12 protein-coding genes are annotated in these 12199 nt (G+C 60.6%); 8 read left to right on the top strand and 4 right to left on the bottom strand.

Annotated features, from left to right (window positions below; genetic code table 11):
* Nucleotides 1–572: 572 nt before the first annotated feature.
* The 5 genes from IB266_RS09450 (at nt 573) to IB266_RS09430 (ending at nt 5997) form a co-directional block, all read left to right on the top strand.
* Nucleotides 573–2321, top strand: a complete 1749-nt coding sequence (locus IB266_RS09450) for an ABC transporter permease (RefSeq protein ID WP_192261021.1) — start codon at nt 573–575, stop codon at nt 2319–2321.
* A 10-nt stretch (nt 2322–2331) separates the two neighbouring features.
* Complete coding sequence (locus IB266_RS09445; protein ID WP_192261020.1) at nt 2332–3636, top strand: AAA-associated domain-containing protein; 1305 nt, start codon at nt 2332–2334, stop codon at nt 3634–3636.
* Nucleotides 3637–3694: 58 nt separating this feature from the next.
* Nucleotides 3695–4753, top strand: coding sequence for a sensor histidine kinase (locus tag IB266_RS09440; RefSeq protein WP_192261019.1), 1059 nt, complete (start codon nt 3695–3697; stop codon nt 4751–4753).
* Nucleotides 4740–5378: a response regulator transcription factor gene (locus tag IB266_RS09435; protein WP_192261018.1), complete on the top strand. Its 639-nt coding sequence runs from the start codon at nt 4740–4742 to the stop codon at nt 5376–5378. The genes IB266_RS09440 and IB266_RS09435 overlap by 14 nt, the downstream gene beginning before the upstream one ends.
* Nucleotides 5379–5454: 76 nt before the next feature.
* Nucleotides 5455–5997 carry a hypothetical protein gene (locus IB266_RS09430; RefSeq protein WP_103308642.1) on the top strand — a complete coding sequence of 181 codons (543 nt, stop codon included), beginning with the start codon at nt 5455–5457 and terminating at the stop codon, nt 5995–5997.
* Nucleotides 5998–6164: 167 nt separating this feature from the next.
* Here IB266_RS09430 and IB266_RS09425 read toward each other — a convergent pair whose 3' ends face one another.
* Nucleotides 6165–7088, bottom strand: coding sequence for a DMT family transporter (locus IB266_RS09425; protein WP_192261017.1), 924 nt, complete (start codon nt 7086–7088; stop codon nt 6165–6167).
* Nucleotides 7089–7198: 110 nt separating this feature from the next.
* Here IB266_RS09425 and IB266_RS09420 point away from each other — a divergent pair, with 110 nt between their 5' ends.
* Together IB266_RS09420 and IB266_RS09415 are read left to right on the top strand one after the other, a co-directional pair.
* Nucleotides 7199–8065 carry a LysR family transcriptional regulator gene (locus IB266_RS09420; RefSeq protein WP_192261016.1) on the top strand — a complete coding sequence of 289 codons (867 nt, stop codon included), beginning with the start codon at nt 7199–7201 and terminating at the stop codon, nt 8063–8065.
* 365 nt (nt 8066–8430) lie between these two features.
* Nucleotides 8431–9015 (top strand): DUF1349 domain-containing protein, encoded by a 585-nt coding sequence (locus IB266_RS09415; RefSeq protein WP_225613469.1) that lies wholly within the window; start codon nt 8431–8433, stop codon nt 9013–9015.
* A 128-nt stretch (nt 9016–9143) separates the two neighbouring features.
* On the opposite strand, the gene IB266_RS09410 is transcribed toward IB266_RS09415, so the two are convergent.
* The gene (locus IB266_RS09410) at nt 9144–10376 is read right to left on the bottom strand and encodes an NADH:flavin oxidoreductase/NADH oxidase family protein (RefSeq protein WP_192261014.1); all 1233 of its coding nucleotides are present in this window, start codon (nt 10374–10376) and stop codon (nt 9144–9146) included.
* Between the two features lie 54 nt (nt 10377–10430).
* On the bottom strand, nt 10431–10931 hold the full coding sequence (locus IB266_RS09405) for a MerR family transcriptional regulator (RefSeq protein ID WP_192261013.1): 501 nt from the start codon (nt 10929–10931) through the stop codon (nt 10431–10433).
* Nucleotides 10932–11082: 151 nt separating this feature from the next.
* Between IB266_RS09405 and IB266_RS09400 the strand changes: the two genes are divergently transcribed.
* The gene (locus IB266_RS09400; protein ID WP_192261012.1) at nt 11083–11463 is read left to right on the top strand and encodes a c-type cytochrome; all 381 of its coding nucleotides are present in this window, start codon (nt 11083–11085) and stop codon (nt 11461–11463) included.
* 92 nt (nt 11464–11555) lie between these two features.
* On the opposite strand, the gene IB266_RS09395 is transcribed toward IB266_RS09400, so the two are convergent.
* Nucleotides 11556–12188, bottom strand: coding sequence for a pyridoxamine 5'-phosphate oxidase family protein (locus IB266_RS09395; protein ID WP_192261011.1), 633 nt, complete (start codon nt 12186–12188; stop codon nt 11556–11558).
* Nucleotides 12189–12199 lie beyond the last annotated feature (11 nt).

Here is a 12199-nt window from a genome sequence, read left to right as displayed (position 1 = left end):
CTGCGCGCCCCAGCGGGAGCAAGCTCCCTCGCCACAAAGGCAATCAAAACCACAGTGGAGTTGTGGCGAGGAGCAATCCCTCGTCACAGAAGCTTCAACAGCCTGTGCCTATACGGGCGAAATCGTCGCCAGCACGCCGATCAGAAGAGTCAGTGCCAAAAACCCACCTAGAAAAATCGCCATCTTCGCCATGAGTACTCCTGGACCAAAAAATTGCAGTACACGGGCAGCTCACTAGGCTAACCGCGTGGTTATTCTGGGGCCGGGCCCGGGTTCATTACAGAGGCACCTGGCGCAGAAAAATACGGATCAGACGCACGCCCTTCTACCCTCCTCGCGCAACTTTAGTGAGCAACAAAAGATAAAGCCCTACCGCATAGTTCTCCCACCAAAGGGAACGGATATACCAACGTATATTTTCATGTCCCAAGTCAGCGTGGTCATCGACCCGGGCAACACTTAATCTTGCCGGGCACTTAACGCCCCCGTTCAAGTGCGCTTCAACTTCATGACTTCCAATGATCGCAAGTGTGGTCGCAGCCCTGGTTTTCAAAGCGTAATAGAGGTGATCCATGCGCCCTTCATTCCTTGCACCTGCATTGACGCCCTTCAAAAACAGAGAACAACTCCCTGCCCATTCCTGGCGCGCCGACATAACGTCATTGGGCCTCCTGGTGCTCTTGGCTGCCTTTGTATTCCATGGCCTGGATCAGATGAACCAGCCCCTCGGCGTGCTGGACGCTTCGCCACTGTCCCTGGACCTGGTGCACCTGCCGGAATATGCCTTGCGCACCACGTTGCGCATGTTCATCGCCTTGTTTGTTTCATTGGTTTTTTCCTTGGTCATTGCCACCTTGGCAGCCAAAAGCCGCAAGGCGGCAATGGTGATCCTGCCGGCGTTGGATATTCTCCAATCCGTGCCAGTCCTGGGCTTTCTCACTTTTACCGTTGTGTTCTTCATGGGACTGTTCCCGGGCAAGGAAACCGGCGTGGAGTGCGCGGCCATCTTCGCCATCTTCACCAGCCAAGTCTGGAACATGACCTTCAGTTTCTATCAATCGCTGAGAACCGTGCCCAACGATCTCTACGACGTCAGCCGACAGTTCTCGTTTTCGCCATGGCAACGTTTCGTCAGGCTGGAGTTGCCCTTCGCCACGCCAGGCCTGGTGTGGAACATGATGATGTCGATGTCCGGCGGCTGGTTTTTCGTCGTCGCGTCCGAAGCCATTACCGTCGGCGACACCACCGTCAGCCTGCCGGGCATCGGTTCATGGCTGGCACTGGCGATCGAGCAGCAAAATATCGCCGCGATCGCTTGGGCGGTGCTGGCCATGGTTGGGGTGATCATTGCCTATGACCTGCTGTTTTTCCGGCCGATTGTCGCCTGGGCGGACAAATTCCGCTTTGAACAGACCGCCTCCCAGAAACGCCCACGGTCCAGGGTCTATGACCTGCTGCGCTCGACTCGCCTGGTGCCCTTGGTGCTGCTGGCGCTGGGCAGCCTCAAGGCGTCGTTGTTTCTGGAAAAGATCCCTCGGCTGCCGTCCATCCGCTTCAAGACCAGCGCCCGCGTCAGCCGCGCCGGCGACCTGGCCTGGCTCGTCCTGGTTGCCGCGGCCTGCATCGCCGGCATCCTGCACTTGTCGCGCTTCATTGGCAGCACGTTGGGCTGGGACGACGTCGCCAGTACCTTCGGCCTGGGCCTGGCCACCCTGTTGCGAGTCAGCGTGCTCATCGTGCTGGCCAGCGTAGTGTGGGTGCCCATCGGCGTCTGGATCGGCTTGAACCCGCGCTGGGCCGAACGCCTGCAACCCGTCGCGCAATTGCTGGCGGCCTTCCCCGCCAACGTGCTGTTTCCGTTTGCGGTGATCGCCATCGTCGCCCTGAAACTCAACCCCGATGTCTGGCTCTCGCCGCTGATGATCCTGGGCACCCAGTGGTACATCCTGTTCAACGTGATTGCCGGTGCCAGCGCCCTGCCGACGGATTTACGCGAGGCGTCGCGCAGCTTCCACGTGCGCGGCTGGCAGTGGTGGCGCCAGGTCGCGCTGCCGGGCGTCTTCCCTTACTACATCACCGGTGCCCTCACGGCAGCGGGTGGCTCATGGAACGCCAGCATCGTCGCCGAGGCGGTGTCCTGGGGCGACCAGCATCTGTATGCGTCCGGCTTGGGGGCCTTTATCGCCCAGGCCACCACGGCCGGGGATCTGCATCGGGTGGCCCTGGGCGTCGTGGTCATGTCGATTTTCGTGGTGGGTTTCAACCGGTTGCTGTGGCGCCCGTTGTACGGTTTCGCCGAACGTCGGCTTCGAATTGATTGAGGGCAATCCCATGCAAGTAATAGACAAACGCTGCCTGGTGGATGTGCAGCAAATCGGCCATGTCTACGGCACGGCCGGCGGTGCCGAGCGCCGGGTCCTGGACAATGTCTGCATGCGCCTGGACGAGGGCGAAATCGTCGGCCTGCTGGGGCGTTCGGGCTCCGGCAAATCGACCTTGCTGCGCTCCATCGCCGGCCTGATTTCGCCCACCACGGGGGTGGTGGATTTTCCGCCCAATGCCCACGGGCTGGCGAGTTCGGTGCGCATGGTGTTCCAGAGCTTCGCCCTGTTCCCCTGGCTGACGGTGCTGCAAAACGTCGAAGTCGGCCTCGAAGCCTTAGGCGTGGCGGCGCCTGAGCGACGTCGGCGGGCGCTGGCCACCATCGATATGATCGGCCTCGACGGCTTCGAAAGCGCCTTCCCCAAGGAGCTGTCGGGCGGCATGCGCCAGCGCGTCGGCCTGGCCCGCGCACTGGTGGTCAATCCGGATGTGTTGTTGATGGACGAGCCGTTTTCCGCCCTGGACGTATTGACCGCCGAAACGCTGCGCACCGATCTGCTGGAGTTGTGGCGTGAGGGGCGCATGCCGATCAGGTCGATCCTGATGGTCACCCATAACATCGAAGAAGCCGTGCTGATGTGTGACCGGATACTGATTTTTTCCTCCAATCCGGGGCGAGTCATGAGTGAGATCGTCGTGGACCTCAGCCAGCCGCGCAATCGCGCCGACCCGGCGTTCCAAGCCTTGGTCGAACACATTTACGTGCAGATGGCCGGCGGCGCGAATATCGGCTCCGCACGCCAGGAGACCTTTGCAGGCAGCGGCGTAGGCATGGTCCTGCCGTCGATTTCCAGCAATGCCCTGGCCGGGCTGATCGAAGCGGTGCAGGATCAGCCGTTTGCCGGCCAAGCGGATCTGCGCGAGCTCGCCGACGCATTGCGCTACACCGCCAGTGATCTTTTGCCGGTCGCCGAGGTGTTGCAGCTCCTGCGCCTGGCCGACCTGCAGGACGGCCACATCACTCTCCTGCCGGCCGGGCTGCGCTACGCCGAGTCAGCGGTGGATGAGCGCAAGCACCTGTTTGCCCGGCACCTGCTTAAGTATGTGCCGTTGGTGGGGCATGTGCGCCGGGTGCTGGACGACCGCCCCACCCGCACCGCACCGGCCAGGCGTTTCCGAGACCAACTGGAAGATTTCATGTCCGAGCACGATGCCGCTATTACGCTGGACTGTGTCACGCAATGGGGGCGCTACGCCGAGTTGTTCGCCTATGACGAAGTGGCCGATCAGTTCAGCCTGGACAATCCATCCTGAGGTGCTGCGGTATAAACTGCGTGGATCGGTCATTGGAGCAATGCGCGATGGACATTCAATGAGAAGGACCCAGTTGACCCTGCGCCTGCTGCTCCTGCTGGGGTTGGCGCTCGGCATCGCGGCGATCGATACGGTCACCGACCTGGAAATCGCCGTCGGGGTCTTCCAGATCGTGGTGGTGCTGATCGCGGTGAGAATCCTGCCGGCACGCGCCGTGGCAGGGGTCGCGATCCTCTGCATGGTCCTGACGATCCTGAGCTATCGGCTGACGCGTTTTGGCAACACGGAGGCCGGGCTGATCAACGTGCTGATCAGCCTCGCGGCCATCGCCGGCACCACGTACCTGGCGCTGCGGCTCTCGGCCGCCGTGCGCACGGTGCACCAGACCCGTGCCCACCTGGCACACATCGCCCGCATCAACATGCTCGGCGAACTCGCCGCCTCGATCGCCCACGAAGTCAACCAGCCGCTGGCTGCCGTGGCCGCCAGCGGCGGTGCCTGCCTGCGCTGGATGGCGACCGAGCCGCCCAACCTGCCCAAGGCTCGCCAGGCAGTGGAGCGGATCATCGCCGACACCCACCGGGCCAGCGACATCATCGCTCGGTTGCGCGGCATGGCCCGGCATCAAGCACCGACGAAGCAGTGGCTGAACGTGGCCGACACGGTCCATGCCGCGTTGCGCCTGATGACGGGCGAGCTGAACGAGCAGAACATCACTTTGCAGGTGCAGGTCCAGGAGGGACTGCCGCCGATGCTGGCGGACGAAGTGCAGATCCAGCAAGTGATCCTGAACCTGGCGATGAACGCGCTCGACGCCATGCGTCAGGTTGACGTCGACCAGCGGATTCTGCAGTTTCAGGTGACGCTCGAATCGCCAGGGCAGCTGCTCTTTTCAGTATCCGACCAAGGCAATGGCTTGCCGGCCAGCGACCGCGAACGGGTGTTCGACGCCTTCTACAGCACCAAGCAAGACGGCATGGGGATGGGGTTGGCCATCAGCCGCTCGATCATCGAGGCCCATGACGGACGGCTCTGGGCCACCAGCCATTCGCCGTCAGGTTCGACCTTTCACTTCACCCTGCCCGCCGTCACAAGGGAATCCGATGAGCCAGACTGACATGCATGACCAGGCCGACTCGAGGGTCTTCATCGTCGACGACGACCCTTCGGTGCGGGCCTCACTGCAAGACCTGCTGGCCTCCGTGGGCCTGGCCAGCACGGCCTACGGCTCGGCCCGTGAATTCATGGACGCCGAACGGCCGGACGTCCCGGCGTGCCTGATCCTCGACGTGCGCATGCCGGGCCTGAGCGGGCTGGATTTCCAGCAGGAAATGGCGCGTTTGAATATCCAGGTCCCGGTGGTGTTCATCACCGCCCATGGCGACATTCCCATGTCCGTCAAAGCCATGAAGGCCGGGGCGCTGGAGTTCCTGACCAAGCCGTTCCGCGAACAGGACCTGCTCGATGCAATCACCCTGGGCCTGAACCGCGACCAGGAACGGCGCAAGGCCGCGGCGAGTGTCGACGCGCTGAAACGTCGGCATGACGCGTTGACTGACGGCGAGCGCGAGGTGATGGACCTGGTCGTGTCAGGGCTGTTGAACAAGCAGGTGGCCGCCCGACTGGGCTTGAGCGAGGTGACCGTGAAAGTGCGCCGCGGGTCGCTGATGCGCAAGATGAATGCGGACTCGTTGGCAACGCTGGTGAAGATGTCGGAAAAACTCAAGGAAGCAGATCGCTAGCGGCCCATGATCACGGCTATCATTGCCGTTCGCCCTGTTGACGGGCGATGTCGCTGCCCCCCTCAAGGACTCAGGTATGAACCTTCTGCCGTCACGCTCCACCCTCTTCGTCTCCAGCCTTTTGCTCAGCTCGCTGTGCTTCGCCGAAGGCGAGCCAACCGACGGCAGCCTCATCAAGGACTCGACCAAGGCAGCCGTCTCAAGCTTCATTACCGCGGGCAAGAACCTGTTGGGCGGCGTCAGCGAAGGCGTGCTCGATGGCCGCGAATCGGCCCAGGGCGCCGATGGCGCCGCGATCATTTCTTCCAATGAACAACTGAAAGACCGCGTCACCATCGAAGTCCTGAAGCTGGAGCCCGTTGACGACACCTTCAGCGTCACCCTCGGCTTCAAGAACAGCACCGACACGCAACTGCGCCTGATCAACCTTGGCCAGACGGGCGCCCTGCTCGCCATCGACCAGGCCGGTTACGCCAACAAGCTCGCAGGGTTTGAAAACCCGGATGAAGTCACCATTCCGCCGAAGACGGCCGTGCGGCAGAAGTTTGTGTTTGAAGGGTTGAACGAGAAAATCAACACCGTGCGCGTGTGGGGCCAGGATTATCAGGTTAAAAAATAAGGTGGCGGTGCGTTGATTGTCCCTGGTGGCATTCCCACGCACGGGAGCGATCGAAAGTTGTTGGCTCGAAACACAACCGTGGCGAGGGAGCTTGCTCCCGCTGGGCTGCGCAGCAGCAGCCCTAAACAGGACAGCATCGAACATCATTGCCCACATCCACTACAGAATCAGCCGGCTTTCGCCACACTCACCGGCCCGACATTCAACGCAAGCACACTCGCCAACACGATAACCGCCCCAACCATCACCATCGCCGCTGGGCGTTCAGCCAGGACTAGACAAGCCATCAACATCGCCGTGGGCGGTATCAGGTAAAGCGCCGTGGAAGCGCGGCTCACGTCGCTGTGCGCCAGCACGTAAGCCCAAGCAAGGTACGCCAGCGCGCTGGGAAAAATACCGAGAACCAACACCGCCAGGTTCACCGAAGCCGCAGCCTGTCGCACCGCGCTCAACATGCCCGGCGCGAAAATGAACAACAGGAGCGTGCCCGACCAGACGGTGTAGCAGACCAGGGTCAAGCCGTCGTAGCGATGGGTATGGTGCTTCTGCAAAGCGAAATACACACTCCAGGATAGCGCCGCCAGGAGGATCAATAGCCCACGGGCGTCCATGTCACCCAAGCCTCGATCCCCCGTGACGACCACGGCAGCGCCAAGCAAGCCGCACAGTACACAGCCCCATTGCCAAGCGCCGACTCTGTCCTTGAAGACAAAATGCGCCAGCAACGTGCTGAACAAAGGCGTGGACTGGGCCAGGACGCTGGCCGCCCCTGCGCTGACGCCCCGCTGACCGTAATTGAGAGCGATGTGGTGCAGACTCACGGCAAAGAAACCCAATACCGCCAGCAACGGCAAATCCCCGAGACGTGGCCGGGAAATACCCTTCACCATCGCGACGACAACCATGAACACCGAGGCGATGAGAAACCGCATCAACGCCAGCTGACCCGGTTCGTAAGCCTGCAAGCCGATGCGAATACCAATCGGCGAATAGGCCCAGCAAAGAATCACGAACATCGTCGCCAGAATCACTTTCACGCGGGGTCTGCTGGGGTTCTTCAAGCCGTCAAACGGCACACAACGGGTTTCCATTCAGAGTTCCTGCGCACTGAGCGTCTGGTCTATTTACGCCGCAGTATCAAAACCACCCACCCTCAATACAAGTGACTTAAACTCAGCCAATCATTCACTTTTGGTGAGCTATGGAACTGTCCCAACTGCGCATGCTCAAGACCGTCTGCGACACCGGCAGCATCGCCCGTGCCGCCGAAGTGCTGCACTGCGTACCGTCCAACATCACGGCACGGCTCAAATCCCTGGAGCGGGAGTTGGGTACACCGTTGTTTTTTCGTGAAGGTCGCGGCTTGCGGGTCAGCCCGGCGGGCGAGGTGTTCCTGGGGTACGCGACAAAAATCCTCAGCCTGACGGAAGAAGCCCGCCGCGCAGTAAACCCCAACCACACGCCAAGCGGACCGTTGCGCATAGGCGCCATCGAATCCAGCGCCACCGGGCGCCTGCCGCAGTTGTTGGCCAAATACCACGCGCAGTATCCTCAGGTGTCGCTGGAACTGAGCACGGGGACTTGGGCGCAGTTGCTGGACGATACCCAGCACCACCGGCTCGACGGTGTGATCGTGGCGGTAGACGTGGAACGGCCCGGACTCAAGCGCGCGGTGATGTACCGCGAAGACCTGATGCTCATCGCCTCCGAATCCCACGGCCCCTTGCGCAACGCCGCAGACCTGCAAGGCAAGGCCATTTTCATGTGGCCCCCGGGCTGCCCGTACCGCTTCGCCCTGGAGCAGTGGTTGCTGCGCCATGACCAAGTGCAACCGATCATCAGCATCGCCAGCTATGGCGCCATCGTCGGCTGCGTCAGTGCCGGTGCCGGCGTCTCGCTGGTGCCTCGGGGGATCTACGAGCAATACCGTCAGGGGGCTGGCTGGATAGGGTATGAATTCCCTGAGCTGACGGGCATCGATAACCTGTTCTACTGGCATGAAAACGCTGGCCGGCATCCTGCCAGGGAAGCGTTTTTGACGATGTTGAAGACGGAGTTCGAAGGGTAGTCGCAATACCCTCCCCACAAAAGCCATCGGACTGCGCTGAGCGGCATCCCGCTGACCCTTCTTGTGGCGAGGGGATTTATCCCCGTTGGGGCGCGAAGCGGCCCTAAAAGCCGACAACTCGGTCCACCGACCAACACAACCCCCGTGGCGAGGGAGCTTGCTCCCGCTGGACTGCGAAGCAGTCCCGAAACCTGCCAACACGGTGTATCCAGTCAACTCCCATGGCTTGTTCGAAGGCCGCTTCGCGGCCAGCGGGAGCAAGCTCCCTCGCCACAGGTTTTCATCAACTCACCTGTCAGCGCACGGCTGAAAAATGTTACATAGTTGAGGGATCGGTCCTAACCGCACTACGACAGGAGTCTGCTTTGGAATTAGCACTGCTCAACGGCTCATGGTTGAATGAACCGAAGATCTACACGCCCACAGAAACCACGCTGGAACTGCTAACAGACAAAGAAACGGACTTCTGGCGCGAGACCTACTACGGCTTCACCCACGACAGCGGTCACTTCCTGGGCCTTGAAGCCCCCTCCCGCTTCACCTGCCAATTCCGTATCCGCGGCACCTTCGAGGCGCTGTACGACCAAGCCGGCATCATGGTCCGGATCAACGAGCGGCAATGGGTCAAGGCAGGTATCGAGCTGAGCGACGGACACGCCATGCTCAGCAGCGTGCTCACGGATGGAAAGTCCGACTGGGTGACCAGCCCTTATACCGCAGACCCCACCGACTTCTGGATGCGCGCCACGGTGGCCGACGGCGTGCTTCGGCTGCAGGTTTCGTCCGACGGCAGCCACTGGCCGTTGGTGCGGTTATGCCCCTTCCCTGTCGCACCGAATTACCGGGTCGGCCCGATGGCTTGCAGCCCCAAGCGAGGTGGATTGAAAGTGCTGTTTTCGGACTGGACGCTTGGGCCAGCGCTTGGCAAGGATCTGCACGATTTGTCTTGAGTGCTTCGAGAGAGACATCTGCAGAAGCCGGTGAGGTTCGACTGTTCCTGACGAATCCACCCGCTACGCACCTATGAAGACTTCGTGCGCGAGGCCGTGGCCGGGGCTTGAGCAGCCACGGCGTCGCGTCACGCCGAACGTTTTTCTATCCAGCGCCGGTACTGGCGAGTGCGGCATGCCATGCCGAGTTGCTGCAAGATCAGCGCGCGTAACGGCGATACATCAGGATCGGTCTTTCCCTGTCGACTGAGCTTGCGCAGCTGGAACTTTACGACAGCCATGCTGGCCAAGGACGCGACGGCTTTGTTCTTCCAAGTGATCGGCGGCAACTGAGGGGCATTGTCCTTGCCTTGGAGCCAATCGCGAGGCAAGTGCGGATCGATGGCCAAGGCCGTTCCGATGCCCACCATGTCCACCCCACTCTGGACGACACTTTCGGCCACCGGACGTCGACGTATGCCACCGGTGACCATGATGGGTATCTTGGTGACAGCCTGGATATCACGGGCAAACTCAACGAAATAGGCCTCGCGCGCCAAGGTGCGACCATCGCGGGCCTCACCCTGCATGGCGGGTGCTTCGTAGCTGCCGCCGGATAATTCCACCAGATCCACACCCAGGTCATTGAGCCTTTCGACCACCCCCTTGGCGTCGTCGGCCGTGAATCCTCCCCGTTGGAAATCAGCGGAATTCAGTTTGACCGCCACTGCAAAGTCCGCAGAAACCATTGCCCTCACCGCCTTGACGATCTCAAGCAACAGACGCGCCCGATTCTCCAGGGAACCGCCCCACTGGTCCGTCCTGCGATTGCTCAGCGGCGAAAGAAACTGGCTCAACAGATAGCCATGGGCGGCATGGATTTCCACGCCGTTGAAACCGGCCTGTTCACCCAGGCGTGCGGTGCGCGCAAAGCGCTGGATAACCTCTTCGATCACCTCTTGAGTCATCGCGTGCGGCGTGGCGAAATGCTTGGACAATGTGCCCAATTCCAGCGGTATGGCTGACGGTGCCCAGGCCTTCTGCCCAAGGTTTGCCTGCATCTGACGACCGGGGTGATTGATCTGCAGCCAGAACTGAGCACCTGCGGATCGACCAATACGCGCCCAGCGCTTGAACTTGTCCAATTGCTGGTCATCCTGCAGCACCACGCCGCCCGGACCGGTCATGGCACGGCCATCGACCATCACGTTGCCCGTGATGATCAGGCCGGCCCCACCGTCGGCCCAGGCCTGGTAGAGACGCATCAGTTCTTCGGAGGGTGCCTGCTCGGCATCCGCCATGTTTTCCTCCATGGCGGCCTTGGCGATTCGGTTCTTGAGAGTGGAACCATTGGGAAGCATCAGGGCATCGAACACATTCATGGGGCGGTCCTCATTTGACGTAGGGCCACCTTAAGCTTGAAGTGAACTTTAAGGTCAACCCCCTTTTTTCAGCTCCCGCAACGAGGCCTGGTGATTTCTGGGGTTGTGTTCTGAAGCCTGGCGAGCCGCTTTTTTCTTGGCAGGCGCCACACTCTCTTCGCGCAATCGGTGCAACAACAGCTGCGTGTTGTCCGCGCACCCCAAGCCTTCGGGCTTACCCTCGATACCATCAATGACCAACAAAAGCTGAGCTTTATTCTGGGCCAGTCGTTGCTGGAGGATTTCGATCTCCGCAACTTTGCGCCTGAGCCCACTGAGCAACTCTTGATGCTGCCAGCCGCTGGCATCGACCGGCAGCAATTGCCGGATTTCTTCCAATGAAAACCCCGCTGCCTGTGCGCCGGTGATGATTTCCAGGACCCACTCTGTCTCGGGGGCATAGTCCCGATAACCATTGGCCTTGCGTTCGACAGACTTGATCAGGCCGCTCGCTTCGTAAAAACGGATGCGCGAAGGCGCCAACCCGCTGATTTTCGCCAGTTCGCCTATCCTCATGCCCCACCCCAGGAAATCATCGCGTTTGTTAACCTCAAATCTAACGTGGTTTAACGGCCAGCTGTCCTATCCCGCAGTCACTCCCAATTACATACACAGCTGTACGCGTTCGGCGCTACCACCGATAAACGCTCGGCCATGAATAGGTCACATGAACATCAAAACATCATTCGTCGCTCTACTTGGAATCCTGTCATGCATGCAAGCGTCAACGTCCTTCGCGGACAACGCCAATGGGAAAACGCTCTATCTTCAGCGATGCGCCGTGTGCCATGGCGCGGACATCAAGGGAACAGGGCCGTTGGCCAGGAAAAGCAACCCTCCAACTCCCGACCTTACGACACCCGCCTTCAAGAAACGACTGACCGATTACCCGGGTGTGATTGTCTCTTCGATCATACTTCGCCCCAATGGAAACCTGATTCCAAGGACCTTGAAAGAGAATGGCGTGAAGATCCCGCCGCACCCTTGGAGCGTCAACGACCTGCGCGATCTGCATCAATACATGAGTGAGGTCATTTCAAACAAATGATCTTACGGGGAACTGCCACCTCGGCTTATCGATAACAACAGGCAATACCCAGGGTTTCTCGGGCCTGGGTATTGAAGTGTTTTATAAAACCGTCAGTAAAGCGTATTGGCAACACGCTCCGGCAGCGCCTTGTCATAAGCGTCGCCATCGACCTGCGATGGGCAGATGCGTTTGAACACCTCGCCTGCCGTGGGCAATGCACTGCGCTCGATCTGCCGTTTCACGTCCCACAACCCCGCCCTGACCACCGCCCTGCTGCATTGGAAATAAACATTGGTTACGGTGACTTCCAGAACGGTTCGAGGGAGTTGCCCTTTCACTGCGAAGCGGGACAACAGGGCTGGCTCGATGGATATCCTGGCCGTGCCATTCACGCGCAAGGTTTCCCCCACGCCGGGCACGAGGAAAAGCAGCGCGACCCGGGGATCCTCGACGATATTTCGCAGTGAATCGATACGGTTGTTGCCGCGGCGGTCGGGCAAATACAGCGTCTTGCTGTCGTGGACATGAACGAACCCCGGCGCGTCTCCCCTCGGAGACGCATCCAAGCCTCCGGGGCCTGAGGAAGCAAGGATCACAAAGGATGCAGCCTCGATGAAGGGCTGGTAAACCGGATGGATATGGTCGACTTCCTTGAGCATCGAGGGCGCCGCGACGGGGCCGTAGAGGCTTTCCAGCGCCTGGGTGGTGGTGATGTAGGCGCTGCTGTCGTTGTGGCGTTCCATGCTCATCTCCT

The sequence above is a fragment of the Pseudomonas sp. Pdm06 genome, assembly GCF_014851795.1.
In the GTDB taxonomy this organism is placed as follows: Bacteria; Pseudomonadota; Gammaproteobacteria; order Pseudomonadales; family Pseudomonadaceae; genus Aquipseudomonas; species Aquipseudomonas fluorescens_AA.
This window is presented reverse-complemented; position numbering and strand designations above follow the sequence as displayed.